The organism is Rhodococcus sp. NKCM2511 (assembly GCF_014905595.1).
Taxonomy (GTDB): Bacteria; Actinomycetota; Actinomycetes; order Mycobacteriales; family Mycobacteriaceae; genus Rhodococcoides; species Rhodococcoides fascians.
In genome coordinates this window covers 887,734-902,475 of sequence record NZ_BNHJ02000001.1, presented here as the reverse complement: position 1 = coordinate 902,475, position 14,742 = coordinate 887,734, and the positions used below count along the sequence as shown (strand labels likewise).

At 66.0% G+C, this 14,742-nt stretch carries 16 protein-coding genes; 9 read left to right on the top strand and 7 right to left on the bottom strand.

The window, feature by feature from the left end:
* Positions 1–3 precede the first annotated feature (3 nt).
* Positions 4–1,281, bottom strand: a complete 1,278-nt coding sequence (locus JLZ96_RS04060) for a glycosyltransferase (protein ID WP_201009523.1) — start codon at positions 1,279–1,281, stop codon at positions 4–6.
* A 142-nt stretch (positions 1,282–1,423) separates the two neighbouring features.
* On the opposite strand from JLZ96_RS04060, the gene JLZ96_RS04055 reads away from it, so the two are divergent.
* Together JLZ96_RS04055 and JLZ96_RS04050 are read left to right on the top strand one after the other, a co-directional pair.
* A complete protein-coding gene (locus tag JLZ96_RS04055) occupies positions 1,424–2,797 on the top strand; it encodes a hypothetical protein (RefSeq protein WP_201009522.1) in 1,374 nt (457 codons plus the stop codon).
* Positions 2,798–2,912: 115 nt separating this feature from the next.
* On the top strand, positions 2,913–3,356 hold the full coding sequence (locus JLZ96_RS04050; RefSeq protein ID WP_027496480.1) for a flavodoxin domain-containing protein: 444 nt from the start codon (positions 2,913–2,915) through the stop codon (positions 3,354–3,356).
* A gap of 15 nt (positions 3,357–3,371) precedes the next feature.
* Here the strand turns inward: JLZ96_RS04050 and JLZ96_RS04045 are convergent, their stop codons facing one another.
* Genes JLZ96_RS04045 through JLZ96_RS04035 form a run of 3 tightly spaced genes read right to left on the bottom strand, consistent with a single transcriptional unit; the run spans position 3,372 to position 6,006 of the window.
* The gene (locus tag JLZ96_RS04045) at positions 3,372–4,040 is read right to left on the bottom strand and encodes a nucleoside triphosphate pyrophosphatase (protein ID WP_032370912.1); all 669 of its coding nucleotides are present in this window, start codon (positions 4,038–4,040) and stop codon (positions 3,372–3,374) included.
* An 11-nt stretch (positions 4,041–4,051) separates the two neighbouring features.
* A complete protein-coding gene (locus JLZ96_RS04040) occupies positions 4,052–4,342 on the bottom strand; it encodes an acyl-CoA carboxylase epsilon subunit (RefSeq protein ID WP_236253826.1) in 291 nt (96 codons plus the stop codon).
* 23 nt (positions 4,343–4,365) lie between these two features.
* On the bottom strand, positions 4,366–6,006 hold the full coding sequence (locus tag JLZ96_RS04035) for an acyl-CoA carboxylase subunit beta (RefSeq protein WP_032383493.1): 1,641 nt from the start codon (positions 6,004–6,006) through the stop codon (positions 4,366–4,368).
* 95 nt (positions 6,007–6,101) lie between these two features.
* Between JLZ96_RS04035 and JLZ96_RS04030 the strand changes: the two genes are divergently transcribed.
* From JLZ96_RS04030 to JLZ96_RS04015, 4 genes are read left to right on the top strand one after another with little or no spacing between them, the layout of a single operon-like run.
* A complete protein-coding gene (locus JLZ96_RS04030) occupies positions 6,102–6,938 on the top strand; it encodes a biotin--[acetyl-CoA-carboxylase] ligase (RefSeq protein ID WP_032372888.1) in 837 nt (278 codons plus the stop codon).
* A 47-nt stretch (positions 6,939–6,985) separates the two neighbouring features.
* Positions 6,986–7,585, top strand: a complete 600-nt coding sequence (locus JLZ96_RS04025; RefSeq protein WP_027496483.1) for a PH domain-containing protein — start codon at positions 6,986–6,988, stop codon at positions 7,583–7,585.
* A 39-nt stretch (positions 7,586–7,624) separates the two neighbouring features.
* Positions 7,625–8,305 carry a response regulator transcription factor gene (locus tag JLZ96_RS04020; RefSeq protein WP_027496484.1) on the top strand — a complete coding sequence of 227 codons (681 nt, stop codon included), beginning with the start codon at positions 7,625–7,627 and terminating at the stop codon, positions 8,303–8,305.
* A 6-nt stretch (positions 8,306–8,311) separates the two neighbouring features.
* Positions 8,312–9,631, top strand: coding sequence for a HAMP domain-containing sensor histidine kinase (locus tag JLZ96_RS04015; RefSeq protein ID WP_027496485.1), 1,320 nt, complete (start codon positions 8,312–8,314; stop codon positions 9,629–9,631).
* 12 nt (positions 9,632–9,643) lie between these two features.
* Here JLZ96_RS04015 and JLZ96_RS04010 read toward each other — a convergent pair whose 3' ends face one another.
* Positions 9,644–10,198 (bottom strand): GtrA family protein, encoded by a 555-nt coding sequence (locus JLZ96_RS04010; RefSeq protein ID WP_201009520.1) that lies wholly within the window; start codon positions 10,196–10,198, stop codon positions 9,644–9,646.
* 167 nt (positions 10,199–10,365) lie between these two features.
* Here JLZ96_RS04010 and JLZ96_RS04005 point away from each other — a divergent pair, with 167 nt between their 5' ends.
* The 3 genes from JLZ96_RS04005 to JLZ96_RS03995 are packed head-to-tail and all read left to right on the top strand — an operon-like array spanning position 10,366 to position 12,510.
* Positions 10,366–11,619, top strand: a complete 1,254-nt coding sequence (locus tag JLZ96_RS04005) for a 5-(carboxyamino)imidazole ribonucleotide synthase (protein ID WP_027496486.1) — start codon at positions 10,366–10,368, stop codon at positions 11,617–11,619.
* Positions 11,612–12,124, top strand: coding sequence for a 5-(carboxyamino)imidazole ribonucleotide mutase (purE, locus tag JLZ96_RS04000; protein WP_027496487.1), 513 nt, complete (start codon positions 11,612–11,614; stop codon positions 12,122–12,124). The genes JLZ96_RS04005 and purE overlap by 8 nt, the downstream gene beginning before the upstream one ends.
* Positions 12,121–12,510, top strand: coding sequence for a hypothetical protein (locus tag JLZ96_RS03995; protein ID WP_032372702.1), 390 nt, complete (start codon positions 12,121–12,123; stop codon positions 12,508–12,510). The genes purE and JLZ96_RS03995 overlap by 4 nt, the downstream gene beginning before the upstream one ends.
* A 9-nt stretch (positions 12,511–12,519) precedes the next feature.
* Here the strand turns inward: JLZ96_RS03995 and JLZ96_RS03990 are convergent, their stop codons facing one another.
* Both JLZ96_RS03990 and JLZ96_RS03985 read right to left on the bottom strand, forming a co-directional pair.
* The gene (locus JLZ96_RS03990) at positions 12,520–13,230 is read right to left on the bottom strand and encodes a TIGR03089 family protein (protein ID WP_032372701.1); all 711 of its coding nucleotides are present in this window, start codon (positions 13,228–13,230) and stop codon (positions 12,520–12,522) included.
* 55 nt (positions 13,231–13,285) lie between these two features.
* Positions 13,286–14,716: an LCP family protein gene (locus tag JLZ96_RS03985; protein WP_048320270.1), complete on the bottom strand. Its 1,431-nt coding sequence runs from the start codon at positions 14,714–14,716 to the stop codon at positions 13,286–13,288.
* Between the last annotated feature and the right edge of the window lie 26 nt (positions 14,717–14,742).

The following is a 14,742-nucleotide window of genomic DNA, read 5'->3' as shown; positions in this document are numbered from 1 at the left end:
GGGTCAGCGGTCGCGCGCTGCTGCTTCGGTGATGTCGGCGGCAGCGGCCGTCGCCGTTCGAGCAGGCGTCATCGTATCGGCAAGCGCTCGCGCGGCCAGCCGGGCGTCTTCGGTCATGAGATCGGAAATGCCCTGCTGTAGAACGGATTCGGTCAACGTCGAGAACTTCGTGCTCGACCCGGCTCCTACGCGCCGCAGCGCCGATCCCCAGAACGGTTGGTCGGCGCTGAACCAGCACACCAGGGTCGGCAGCCCGGCTCGTGCCGAGGCTGCAGTCGTCCCTGCGCCGCCGTGATGAACCGCGGCCAGGCAGCGCGGAAAGACCGTCGCGTGATCGACCGATTTCACGACGAAGACGTTCGGGTTCGATCGATGGACGGCTGAATCGGACTCCAGCAGATCGCTCCAGCCCGCGCAGACCAGGGCGCGCACGCCCAGTCGATCGGTGACGTTGTCGATCATGCGCATCAGTGCAGCCGGTTCGGGCACCGGCATGCTGCCGAAGCCGAAATACACTGGCGCAGTATCTGCGTCGAGCCATCGGCGCAACGCGGGATCCGTCTCGGTGACTCCGTCGACCAGGCCGATGAAGCCGACGAACGGGCGTAGCGGGCCCCACTGTCGGGCAAGCCCGGGGAACAGCGCCGATTCGTAGGCCTGAATCTCGATACTGCCGTAGCGCGCCGACCTCACGGGCGTCGACTCCGTGGTGGGAGGCAAACCCAGTGATGCCCTCTGCGCGTTGTCGCGCTTCTTCATCGACTTCCAGCGCAGTGCCTCGAGGGCCGCCCACATCGACCGATTGACGACGGCAGGTAGGTTCACGCCCGGTGTGATCGACACTGCATCGTTGCGCCTGAGGGGGCAGTAGTGCAGGGACACAAACGCTGTGCCGTGCGCTTCGGCCACGTTCAGAGCCATTTCCTGACCGAGCGAGCCGGTGACGATTCCGTCGCACCCTGCCGCCATTCGGTTCAGCTCGGACGTCATGTCGTCCCAGCCGTGATGAGCCAGCTCGGACAGCGCAGCAAAGCGGGTCCGCGGGTTTCGAGACTTGATACGCACTCTGACCAGATCGGACTCCAACAGCTGCTGCGTGTCGGGCCCGAACGGTTGAACCTCGATACGTTCGGAGGATGCCGTGGCAGCCGACACGACATCGGTGAGATTCGGTGGGGCACCGAACAGCACGTCGTGCCCGCGATCTGCGAGTTCGAGCCCGAGAGCGATACCGGGGGTCACGTCGCCTCGGCTTCCGTTGAACGGCATCACGAACTTCACAGGCGCACTCGCAGACGTGTCGGCGTGGGGAAGAGCCCCAACCTATCAGCACCGTCCGAACCGAGCCGATACGAAAACATATGGCGCGAAACACATTTGCGGCCGTTCCACCTACGTGGGCGGGCAGGGATAGTCTCTCGTGGTGGAGAGATTGACGTACGACGACGACCTGTTCCTGCGCATGGAGTGCGTACTCGGAGTGCCCGTGGTCAATCAGATCGTGTGGCGGTTCGACTCGGCCGTCCCGCTCGACGCACTCGAATCCATGTGGCAGTTGCTTGCTACCGGCCCGTTGGATCGCTCCGTACGACGCTCGGCGGTGCCCGGTGCCCGCGATGGCTGGATCACGGCCCGCACGCCCGCCGCCCCGGTCGTCATCGGACACGCGATCGCCCGGGACGGCATCGATCTGTGGATCGAGAACGAGGCAGCGGTGACGCTGGACCCCATCGACGGACCTGCATGGCGTTTGTCGGCGACCTCGGTCGACGGCGGCGGCACGGTGGTCTCTCTCGTCGGATCGCACGTGGTCGGTGACGGCGGTGCCCTGACCTCTGCGGCGGCAGCAGCTCTCGCCGGTCGGGCGACTCCGGACGACTTCGTTCGCGGCGGGCTCGACCACGTTCCCCCGCGGTCGTCGGTACGTGCCGACATCGCGGACGGCGTCGGACAGATCGGTGCGGCATTGTCCGGGGTGGCGCGAGCGCTCGGACGTACGGCAGTGGACGCGGTACGTTCGCGAACCTCGTCCGACGAGGTAGCAGCGGGCTCCACGGCACCCGGCCCGACGCCGAGCCGTGCCGTGGCCGTCACCGCGGCACGAGAAGGCAAGTGGGTACCGAGCACGGTGGTCGTCGACTGCGCATCGGGGGACTGGGCCGTGGCCGCAGCGAGCAGGGGCGGGAGCTCGAACAGTCTCCTTGTCGCGGTCGTGCTCGGCATTCTCACCGCAAGTGGACGCGTCGGTCCGCAGGACCGGGTACGGGTGGCCCTTCCTGTCAGCACCCGAACACCCGGAGACAGTCGCGCCAACGCGACGTCCGGGGTGTCCATTCACGTCGACGGGGGACAGGGCTACCGCGACGATCTGACGGCCATCCGCGCATCGAGCAAGCAGGCGTTCACCGACCAGGCCGACAGTACGGTGACATCGGTGTTCGAGCTGCTCAAACCACTGATGCAGGTGTTGCCCGACGTCGTCGTCGCCAAGCTGGCGGCATCGGGCTCGGCACCGCTGTGCCTGTGCTCGAACCTCGGCGATCGCGGCGCGCGACTGCGCACCATCGGAGGCGTCGACGCCGCGGCAGTGGCGATGCGGTCGATCACCCAGAACACCGATGTGGCCTTGCTCCGTCGCACCGCCGGCGGGGTCAGTGCCTGGTGGAACGACTCGGGTGACCGCGCGACGCTGTGCGTCACCGGTCTCGACCCGGACGCGTTCCCCAGCAAGGAGCACCTGCGTGGGCTGGTCGAGGCCGAGTACACGAACTGGGGCCTGACTCCCGAATTCTGGTGACCTCGAGACAAATCACAACATCGGGCGTACGCGGATTTTCGGCGGGATCCCCGGTACGGCTATGCTTTTGCGACTGTTCGAGTGTTCGAGCGCATGTGAGAAAGGGGAGCGATCCATGGCAGTGGTCGTGTTGTTCGGGTCCGAGACCGGTACGGCCGAGGAGGTCGCCGACAAGATCGCGGACGTGCTCGGTGATCACGATGCCGAGGTGCGAGACATGCTCGAGTACGAGGTCTCCGACATCGACACGGACGACTTCCACGTCGTCATCTGCTCCACCTACGGCGACGGAGAGCTCCCCACCGGCGCGGAGCCGTTCTACGAGGCACTCGTCGAGGATGCCCCCGACCTCGCAGGACTGCAGTTCGCAGTCTTCGGTCTGGGAGACAAGGTATACGAGGACACCTTCAACCGCGGCGGCGAAATCATCGCCGAAAAGCTCACCGAGCTCGGTGCGAAGCAGGTCGGCACCCACGCTCGGCACGACAGCTCGTCGAACATCAAGCCCAAGGCAATGGCCGAGGACTGGGCTCGCGAGCTGATCGATCTGTTGCCCTGAGGTAGGTCTCGCCGGTCAGATCCCGATCGGGTCGTCCGGCGAGCCGTCCCAGAGGGCGGCAAGCGACGTACCCACCCGCTCGAGAAGAGTACGAACCAGTGGCAGGCCGATGCCGATCACCGACGAGGGATCACCCTCGATGCTGTCGACGAACCAGCCGCCGAGACCGTCGAGCGTGAATGCTCCCGCGACCTGCAGAGGTTCGCCGGACGCCAGATACGCGTCGAGATCGACAGCAGACGGGGTTGCGAAACGAATCGTTGTCGAGCTGTGCGCTGCAGCCTGCGCCACCACGACTCCGGCGGTCACTCGCAGAACGGCATGACCGGTCAACAGCGCCCCGGTCGACCCGGCCATGGTCCGCCAACGCTCACGGGCCACCTCGACGGTGTGCGGTTTACCGTGCAGCTCACCGGCAATCGACAGCATCGAATCACACCCGACGATCACCAAATCCGCCGAAGAATCCGCGAACGTCTCGGCGACTGCGGCGGCCTTGGCCCGCGCGAGTTCGGTGACCACGGTGGCGGCGGACGCGGACGGCCCCAGTTCGGCCGTCACCGCGTCCTCGTCGACTCCCGACACCCGGACGATCGGCTCCACGCCGGCACTACGAAGAACCCCGAGGCGAGCAGGTGACGCCGACGCCAGAACGAGTCGTACCGAATCGGCCCGGGTCGTCACGGGCGGCACCGTCACCGCGAGTATCGGCCCGACGCGGCGTACGAATACGCCGACTGCGCCGCGAAGCCGCGATGCATCGACGACGGTGCACCCCACAATTCCCGAGGCCGAGAATCCGCGCTCGATGCCGAATCGTTCTGCGCCGCAGTCAACACCGCCACCAGAGCCGCCACGTCCTCGTCGTCCGGATTGCCCTTGACGACCCGAATTGCCGCGGACATGCCTGAATCGGCAACGGTCTGACCGTCGTTCACGACGTCAGGACTCGCTTCGTTCACTGCGTCATGATTCGCTTCGCTCACTGCGTCATGATTCGCTTCGCCGCTCATAGTGGGATGTTTCCGTGTTTCTTCGGGGGCAGGGTCACTTGTTTGCGTTCGAGCAGCCGCAACGCGGTCACGATCTGCCCGCGGGTGTGACTGGGCGGGATGACCGCATCGAGATACCCACGCTCGGCAGCGACGTACGGGTTGACCAACGTGTCCTCGTACTGCTGCTGCAACGTCAGCCGCAACGCATCGACGTCCTCACCGTTCTTCGCGGCCTCGAGCAACTGCTTGCGGTAGACGAACCCGACCGCACCCGAGGCCCCCATCACCGCGATCTGCGCCGTCGGCCACGCCAAATTCACATCGGCACCCATGTGCTTGGACCCCATCACGTCGTACGCCCCGCCATAGGCTTTACGGGTGATGACGGTGATCTTCCCGACCGTCGCCTCCCCGTAGGCATACAACAACTTCGCTCCACGCCGGATGATGCCGTTGTATTCCTGGCCCGTCCCGGGCAGGAACCCCGGCACATCGACCAACGTGATGATCGGAACGTTGAAACAATCACACGTGCGGACGAACCGGGCCGCTTTCTCCGAGGCATCGATATCCAACGTGCCGGCGAACTGGGTGGGCTGATTGGCCACGATCCCCACCGACCGGCCGTCGATCCGCCCGAACCCGACGATGATGTTGCGGGCCCGACCTTCCTGGACTTCGAGGAATTCGTCGTCGTCGAGGATCCGGCGGATCACCTCGTGCATGTCGTACGGAGTGTTCGGCGAATCCGGAATCAGAGTGTCGAGTTCGAGGTCCTCCGCCGTCAACGAATCCTCGATGGATCCGAGAACAGGATCCGACGCCACCGTCCGCGGGGCATCGGCCCGATTGTTGCTCGGGAGGTAGGACAGGAGGTCGCGGACGTAGTCGAGGGCGTCCTGCTCCCCGGACGCGACGTAATGCGCGACCCCGGACTTCTCCATGTGGGTGTGTGCGCCACCGAGTTCTTCCATGGTGACGTTCTCCCCGGTGACGGTCTTGATGACGTCGGGGCCGGTGACGAACATCTGACTGGTGCCATCGACCATGACCACGAAATCGGTCAACGCCGGTGAGTAGACGTGCCCACCGGCGGCCGGTCCCATGATCACCGAGATCTGCGGGATCACCCCGGAGGCGCGGACGTTGCGGTGGAAGATCTCCCCGTACAACCCGAGGGAGACCACCCCTTCCTGGATGCGGGCCCCGGCGCCTTCGTTGATGCCCACCAACGGTCGTCCGGTCTTGATCGCCAGGTCCATCACCTTGACGATCTTCTCGCCGTAGATCTCCCCCAAACTGCCGCCGAAGACGGTCGCGTCCTGGGAGAACACGCACACATCACGGCCGTCGACGGTGCCGTAGCCGGTGACGACACCGTCACCGAAGGGGCGATTGTCACCCAACCCGAAATTCTGTGATCGGTGCCGCGCCAACGCATCGAGTTCGACGAACGAGCCCTCGTCGAGCAGGGCGGTGATCCGCTCGCGCGCGGTCAACTTGCCCTTGGCGTGGACCCGCTCCACCGCCGCCTCACCCGACGGCATCTCCGCAGCCCCCAAACGTTTACGAAGATCGGCCAATTTACCCGCAGTGGTATGGATATCGGGTGCATCTGCCGACCCGGGTGCAGTGGAATCCTGGACGCTGGTCATGGGGCAACACTTTAACTGCGAGTGTGATCTGCGCCCCGACCGAGGGTGGTTCACGAGCCGACGTCGGTTGGCGCCGAACCCATATGCTGGTGGTCATGTGGACCAATCTGGATCGCCCACCGCTCGACGTCCGCGCACTCCGTCGAGCCTTGGTGGACGGACCGCAGGCCTCGTGGTCTCGGGTGGACGTGGTGACCGAGACCGGTTCGACCAATGCTGACCTCGTCGCTGCGGCGGCAGACCGTGCGGACCGGACGGCCTTGATCGCCGAACATCAGGGAAGCGGGCGGGGTAGGCACTCGCGTCCGTTCTCCGGTGCTCCGCGATCGCAGATATTGCTGTCGATGCTGCTGAAGTTCCCGGGGATCGACCCGGCGGTGCTGGGTTGGCTGCCGCTGATGACCGGCGTGGCTCTGGTCGATGCGCTGCGTACCGTGGCCGAGGTCGATGCGCGGTTGAAGTGGCCGAACGACGTTCTGATCGGCGGTAGGAAGGTCTCGGGCATTCTGGCCGAAGTAGCCGCCCATGGGCCGAGTCCGACGGTGGTCATCGGCCTGGGAGTGAACGTCTCGATGACCGAGGCCGAGCTCCCGGTGCCCACGGCGACGTCACTCGCGCTCGAACAGGCCGCGGTGCTCGATCGAGACACCCTGGTGCGTGCGATTCTGCGCGGGGTGGCCGCCGAGGTGGATTCGTGGCGGGATGCGCACTGGGATACCGAGGCGCTGGCGCACCGATACAGAGATCGGTGCGGCACCATCGGACAGCGAGTGCGTGTCGACCTGCCCGGCGGCGAGCACGAAGTGGGAACCGCTGTCGATGTGGACGAACACGGCCGGATCGTGATCGAGGTCGAACGTGCAGGCTCCGCATCGCCCTCGGTTCTCGCGGTGGCCGCCGGCGACGTCACTCATCTCCGACCTGTCTCGTGAGACCATCTTCACCCGGGCAGATCCGGCGCGAATAGTCAGGAGTGCACGTGGGTTACCCACAGGATGCGTTGGCCGACGAGGAAGAGCTATTGCTTCACCGTCACCCGCATTGGAAGATGTTGATCCTGCCGTCGATCACGTTCGTGCTCGCCACGGGTCTCGCCGGCGTCGCCCTCGGTGTCGCAGGTGCCCGACTCGAATCCACGGCCGCCGATGTGGCCACGATCGCCGCGCTGGTGGTGTGGGCAGCGATCGTCGGGTGGCGATGCCTGGTTCCGCTCGTGAGCTGGAAGTGCACTCACTTCATCGTCACCGATCGTCGGGTCCTCGTTCGGCAGGGTGTGCTCACGCATTCCGGAATCGACATCCCCATGAGCCGCATCAGCAACGTGCAATTTCGACACGGGCTGCTGGACAGGATGCTCGGTACCGGCACCCTGATCATCGCGTCGGCGTCGGACGACCCACTCGAGTTCGACGACATTCCGCAGGTGCAACGCGTCCATTCGTTGCTCTACCAGCAAGTATTCGACTCCATGGACTTTCGTCGCGAGTCCGTTCACGATCGGGACCGAGCATTCGAGCCGATGGCCGACGATGCACCGGCCGAGTCCAAGCCCGGTTGGCGCGCGGGGAAACGCAGGTAACACAGGCTGTTCTCACATTCGAACCGTAGGGTTGCCGACGTGACCGATGTTCTGCTTGCCGAAGACGACGAAGCTATCGCCGCACCCCTCTCCCGTGCCCTCGGGCGCGAGGGCTACACCGTGACCGTCGAACAGACCGGGCCGGCCACGCTACAGCGTGCTCTCGACGGCAAATTCGACTTGCTGATCCTGGACCTGGGGCTGCCCGGAATGGACGGCCTCGAAGTGTGCCGTCAGGTCCGCGCCAACCGGTCCGAGGTGGCCGTGTTGATGCTCACCGCGCGCACGGACGAGGTCGACTTCGTCGTCGGCCTCGACGCCGGTGCCGACGACTATGTGGGCAAGCCGTTCCGGCTCGCCGAGCTGATGGCTCGGGTTCGAGCGCTCCTGCGTCGACGCGGTGCCGGCGAGGACGTTCCGATCGAGGTCGGTGCCATTCGCCTCGAACCGGCCGCCCGACGGGTGCTCGTCGGAGGTACCGAGATCTCGCTGGCCAACAAGGAATACGAGTTGCTCAAGGTGCTGCTCGATCACGCCGGTCAGGTGGTCTCGCGGGAGGTCATCTTGCGCGAGGTGTGGGGCGACGCGGAGTTGCGCGGATCCAAGACCCTCGACATGCACATGTCCTGGTTGCGCCGCAAGATCGGCGACGAAGGACCGGTGGCGGAGCGTCGCATCGCGACCGTTCGCGGTGTCGGATTCCGCATCAACAGCGACTAGTCGTCGATGCGGCGTCGAATCCTGGTCTCCATTCTCGCTGTCGTCATCATGACGGCCCTGCTGCTCGGGCTGCCGCTGATGTACACGGCCTGGCTGTGGGTCGAGGACTTCACTCGAAACGATCTGCAGGCACGCCTCGACCGAATGGCCGCGGAGATCATCTCGCAGGAGGGGTCGGCCGGACTGATCGAGGGTCAACTCGACATCGGTTCGCTGCGTCTGGCGATTCCGCAGGGTGGCCGCCTCGTCGTCATCTATCCGACGCCGGAGGACGCCGCGTCCCGTGCCGACATCGGCCAGGCATCCGTCCCCCGGCCACTCGTCGAATCGTTGTCGATGGGGACCTCGGGATCACTGCGACTCGAAGTACCGTCCGACGACATGCGTTCACTGCAGCGGCAGGCTCTCGGCGCGGTGACTCTGGTGGTCCTGGCGTCCGCGCTGGCAGGAACCGTGGTGGCCGTGCTCACCGCCAAGCGACTGGCCGATCCGTTGCAGGACGTCGCGCGGCGGGCGGCCCGACTGGCCGAGGGCGACTTTCGGCCGGACCCGCGTCGGCACGGCATTGCCGAGCTGGACCGGGTGTCGGAGGTTCTCGACTCGGCCACCGTCGAGATCGCCGGGCGGCTGCAGCGCGAACACACGTTGGTTGCCGACGTCTCGCATCAACTTCGTAGCCGCCTGACCGCCGTTCGACTGCGGTTGGACGAGATCTCCACCCATCCGGACCCCGCGGTGGTCGACGAGGCGAACGAGGCGATGGATCAGGTCGATCGGTTGACCCTGGCCATCGACGAACTCGTCCGCTCCTCCCGCAGCGACGGCGCCGCCGATGCGCACGAGGTATCGGTCATCGAGGAACTGACCGGCACGGTGGTCGAATGGCAGCGAAATTTCGACGATGCAGGTCGGAGTCTGGTGCTCAAGGGCGACGCCGACCTCCAGGCGTCGGTGACCGGCTCGCGTCTGCGCGAGGCCGTGTCGGTACTGGTCGACAACTCTCTGGTGCACGGCGACGGTGCCTGCACGGTTGCCGTGCGCGCCGTGTCCGCCGCCGAGGGGACCGACCGGCGGCGAGAGAAACTGGTCTGTGTCGAGGTTTCCGACGAGGGTCCAGGGGTGAGCAACGAACTGGCACCCCACATCTTCGACCGCGGATTCTCCGGAGCCGGTTCGACCGGAGTCGGTCTCGCGCTGGCCCGGGCCCTGATCGAGGCCGACGGCGGACGCTTGGAACTACAGCGCAGGCGGCCGGCACTGTTCTCGGTGTTCCTGCCCGCTCGGCGCGAATCGTCGCCCGCGCTCTCGCGGCGCGAACCACGCTGACCGCACTGGGGGTCAGTCGAGCGCGTTCGATGCGTCGGTCGGATCCCCGTTGCGCTCGGCGTCCACTTCCAGGATGGTGCGCGCGTTGTCCTCGGGAAAAGCGAAGCGACGCAGTGCCCAGAAGCGGAACGCCATCTGGAGCAGGTTGCCGATGATGTAGTTCAGCACGAAGTCGATGACGACCACCATCGTCAGCGACTCGTTGGTGTCGCGGATGTCGAAGATGTTGTTCGCGATCCACAGCGGACCGGCGGCGATGAGCACTCCAATGCCGCTGATGGCGAAGAAGAGAAGCGCTTCGTGGTGGCGTTCGCGCCCGCCGCGGTGCTTGAAGGCCCACTCACGGTTGAGGAAATAGCTGAGCAGGGTGGCGAGCACGCCCGAGATGATCTTTGCGATCACCGGCTTCTGCTCGAGCACCGTCAGGCTCAGCGAGTAGAAGATGACGAGGTCGAACACCATCGTCGTACCGCCCACGATGGCGAACTTGATCAACTCGCTGTACCGGATCGCAAGGTCCCTGATGGGCTTGGGTAAGCGCTGAAGCACGCTGTCGATCGTCGGCACAACGGTGAAGTCTACGAAACGAACGCCCGATCCGGCGAACCGACGCTCTGTTCATCAGCGTTTCCACAGTCTCGACAACAGTGTTTCCACGTTCTTCGCGACAACGACGACCGCCGTGCGACTGCCGGTTCGGCCCGAACCGGCAGGACATGACACCATGGTGAGCCGTGACAGGTACCGAACCGCGCCCCACCGCTGCGCGCCCGTCGTCGACCGGAATGCCCGTCGTGACGATGATCGGCGGAGGTCAGCTGGCCCGCATGACCCATCAGTCGGCCATCGAACTCGGCCAAACGCTGCGCGTGCTCGCCGCGGGCGCAGACGAGCCGGCGGCTCAGGTGAGCCCCGACGTCGTGTTCGGGCTGCACGACGACCTCGATGCGCTGCGCACGGCCGCGACCGGATCCAACGCCCTGACCTTCGACCACGAGCACGTGCCGACCGAGCACCTCGAGACCCTGGTCGCCGAGGGCGTCAACGTCCAGCCGCCACCGAGCGCGCTGATTTTCGCGCAGGACAAACTGCGCATGCGTCGAAAGCTCGAAGAGCTGGGGGCACCCGGACCGGCGTACGCGGAGGTGTCGTGGGCGCAGGACGCCATTGCGTTCGGTGACGAACACGGGTGGCCGGTCGTCCTCAAGGCGGTCCGCGGCGGCTACGACGGCCGCGGTGTCTGGATGCCCGCCGACGCCGAGGAAGCCGAAGAGATCGTCACTGCCCAGCTCGACCTCGGTGTGCCGCTCATGGTCGAGGAGAAGGTCGCCATGCGCCGCGAGTTGTCGGCGATGGTCGCGCGATCGCCGTTCGGTCAGGGTGCTGCGTGGCCCGTCGTACAGACCGTGCAACGACACGGACAATGCGCGGTGGTTCTGGCCCCGGCTCCCGACCTCGACGAGGACGTCGCCACGTACGCCGGTCGGCTGGCGCTCGATATCGCGGGCGCCCTCGGCGTGGTCGGAGACCTCGCGGTCGAGCTGTTCGAGACCACCTCGGGCAAGCTTCTGGTGAACGAGCTGGCCATGCGGCCGCACAACTCCGGTCACTGGACCATGGACGGCTGCCGCACCTCGCAGTTCGAGCAGCATCTGCGTGCAGTGCTGGACTACCCGCTGGGTGACACCGATCCACTGGCACCGTTGACGGTGATGGCGAACATCCTGGGTGCACCCGAAGCGCCGGAGATGACGATGGACGAACGCCTGCATCACCTGTTCGCCCGCATGCCCGACGCCAAGGTGCACCTGTACGGCAAGACCGAGCGGAAAGACCGAAAGATCGGCCACGTGAACATTCTGGGCGCGAGGTCCGGATCGCTCGGCGACCCGGCCTACGTGGCGGCCGTACGTGAACGAGCCGAACGTGCAGCGCACTGGATGTCGCACGCCGAATGGACCGACGGATGGGACCCGCACCATGACTGACGAATCCGGTACCGCCGTCGTAGGCCTGATCATGGGCAGCGATTCCGACTGGCCGACCATGGAGGCCGCAGCAGAAGCGCTGGCGGAGTTCGGTATTCGTTTCGAGGTCGGCGTCGTCTCGGCGCATCGCACACCTCAGCGGATGCTCGACTACGCCCGCGAGGCCGCCGGTCGCGGAATCAAAGTGATCATCGCCGGTGCCGGGGGAGCGGCGCACCTGCCGGGCATGGTGGCGTCGGCGACGCCACTGCCGGTCATCGGCGTTCCGGTACCGCTGAAGTACCTCGACGGTATGGATTCGCTGCTCTCGATAGTGCAGATGCCCGCCGGCGTTCCCGTGGCCACGGTGTCCATCGGCGGTGCCCGCAACGCGGGGCTGCTCGCCGTTCGGATCCTGGGAGCGTCCGATCCTGTTCTGCAGCAGCGGATGTCGGCCTTCCAGGCCTCTCTCGAGGCCATGGTGCTGGACAAGGACGCGGCACTGCGAACCACGCTGCTGGGATGAGTGCCGCGGCGTCGCGGCGCGAGCAGATTCGACGAGCCGGCCGCGGCAAGTGGCAGTCGGTGTCGGTGACCCGGCTGGCACTGCGCTACGCGCAGCTATGGGGCGGAACGGCGCGTTTCGACGACGAGTTCTCGATCTTCGTGTGTTCCGGCCTGCGCGGCGGATTCGGCCGCGGCGGAACCACTTTCGGTGGGGCCTACCTGACGGCGAACAACACCGCCCGTCGGGTGCTGCGGCACGAGGCGATTCACGCCGACCAGTGGGCGAGGTTCGGGCTGACCTTTCCGTTCCGCTACCTCGTCGAGGAAGCGCGTCACCGCGGCAGCGCCAATCGGTTCGAGATCGAAGCGGGACTCGCGGACGGCGGCTACCGCCCGACCGGATGAGGCGACAAGTCAGTCGAGGGTCGTCGTGACCTTCTCGGTGTCGATGCGTCGTTCCTTCTTGCTCTCGTCGGAGTTGGCCACCTGTACCAACGACGCTCCGGCCGCGAGCACCGAGAGCAGTCCGTCGATCAACTCGTCGGCGTTGGTCCAGGATGCACTGGACAACACTCGATCCGCGGCCGAAAGAGAACGGGCCTCGGCGCGTTCTCTCGCTGCAGCGAGTACGTCGTCCACCGAGCGGCCGTCCAATGCCGCGGCCCCGGATCCCGTTGCCCTGAATTGGTCACCGTGTACGCGAACCGAGGTGGCGTAGTCGGTCATCCCGAGGGGCAGATCGGGGACTGCCTTGCCGAAGGCATCGAGCGAGAGCGCCAGAACTTCGTCGACGTCGGGCGCGTCGTCGAGGCGGTCGCCGTACACCAGCGCGAGATCCGCGGAGTCGTCGGCACCGAGCACCACCTCGCCGCCGGTCCACCAGATTCCCAGAAGTACGGCAGCGGTCTGCCAGTGCGCCGGCAACAGCACGCACACGCGCGCGCCCTGATCGAGTGCGAACTCGTCACGGAGCAGGTTGGCAGTCTTGGCCGCCCAATTCGCCAGTGTCACGGCGGACACCTCGACCCGCTCGCCGGTGGCATCGTCGTAGTACGTGATGCGGGGACCGGCCGGGTCTGCCGCCAGGATCGGCTCGAGCAGGGTTTGAGTCAGGTTCGAAGCCACACCACGACCCTAGTCGACGCTGACCCGCCCCGATCTCCGCGCTGCGTTCGTACCGTCAGTTCACGCACATGGGGCCGGTGGAACCCGCGTCGATCGGTGCCGCAGGTTCCTCGGGGACTGCTGTACCTGCTTCGGGTGCCACGGTTTCGGCCGTTGCGGCCTGACCCGAGCCGGGGCCGGCGTAGTCGTCGGCGAGCACGACCCGGACGGCATCGGCCGGCATGGTGTCGTCGGCGGTGATCTGCAGGCCACCGAGTGCTGCCGACACGGCGCGAGCGGCGTCGCTGTCCACATCGGCGGTCTGGATGCGGCTCGTGGAGATGGACGAGCCCTCGTAGTTGCCGATGGTGCCACCGACGTACCCGAGCGCCGTCAACGATCCGGCCACACCGTTGGCCAAGCCTTCGATACCGCTGTCGTTCGCGACGTCCACCGTCACCGTCGACGGATCGACGGCCGGGGCATCCGAATTCTCGGCGTTGGTCTCGGCGGAGTTCCCGTCCTCGAGTAACCCGGCGACGTATTTCTTCACTGCTGCCGGGTCGACCTGCACGATGGATTCGCCGTAGTCGGTCGTCGCATTGATGTCGACCGCGGGAATGGTCTCGAACTTGACCTTGCCACCGGCGAGATCCTGCAGGCGAGTGGCGAACTGCAGGATGTCCCAGTCCGAATCGAGGGTGACCGACCGCTGCACCGCGGTACTGAGCTGACCGAGCTTGCTCGGATTGCTCAACGTCTTGGCGCTGAGCACACTGCGTACGAGGGAGGCCATGAAGACTTGCTGGCGCACGATCCGGTCCAGGTCACCGCGGGGCAGATCGTGTCGTTGCCGGACGAAACTCAGCGCCTGCGAACCGGACAGGTTCTGCTCACCGGCGGCGAAGTTCGCACCCGACAGCGGCTCCTGCACCGGATTGTTCAGGCATACCGCTACTCCGCCGACGGCGTCGGTCAGCAGAACGAAACCGAGCAGACCGACCTCTGCGTAGTGATCGACCGTGATGCCGGTGAGATTGGCAACCGAATCGATCAGCGCTTCGCGTCCGGCCTCGGTGGCCTGCGGTTCGGCGTCGGCATCGGAGACTCCCTGCTCGACCAGTTCGAGCCGTTTGTTCTCCTTGGTCGCTCCGTACGCGGCGTTGATCTTGGACATTCCGATCCCGGGCACCTCGACGTACGAGTCGCGCGGGATGGAGATGGCAGTGGCCGACGAGCCGTCGTTCGGGACGCGGATCAACACGATCGTGTCCGTGTTCGACGCAACTTCCTCACCTGCGTTGAGCGAGGCGAGTTCTTCCGGTGAGAGCGCGTTGCCGTGGGCGTCGGTGCGGCTGTCGGTGCCGACCATCAGGATGTCGACGGCGCCGTCCGCTGCGCCGCCCAGACCGAGGCCGCCCGCAGTGGCGATGTTCGACCGCAGACTGTCCACGCTGCGCCAGGCGAAGCCGGTCACCAGCAGGACGAGCACCGACAGCACGGCCACCGCAACGTGCGTCGCCGGCCAGCGAC

Coding starts and splice junctions, on each gene's coding strand:
- purE (WP_027496487.1), top strand. CDS start 11,612: ATGACTGACGAATCCGGTACCGCCGTCGTAGGCCTGATCATGGGCAGC.
- JLZ96_RS04035 (WP_032383493.1), bottom strand. CDS start 6,006: ATGACCAGCGTCCAGGATTCCACTGCACCCGGGTCGGCAGATGCACCC.
- JLZ96_RS04015 (WP_027496485.1), top strand. CDS start 8,312: ATGCGGCGTCGAATCCTGGTCTCCATTCTCGCTGTCGTCATCATGACG.
- JLZ96_RS04050 (WP_027496480.1), top strand. CDS start 2,913: ATGGCAGTGGTCGTGTTGTTCGGGTCCGAGACCGGTACGGCCGAGGAG.
- JLZ96_RS04030 (WP_032372888.1), top strand. CDS start 6,102: ATGTGGACCAATCTGGATCGCCCACCGCTCGACGTCCGCGCACTCCGT.
- JLZ96_RS03995 (WP_032372702.1), top strand. CDS start 12,121: ATGAGTGCCGCGGCGTCGCGGCGCGAGCAGATTCGACGAGCCGGCCGC.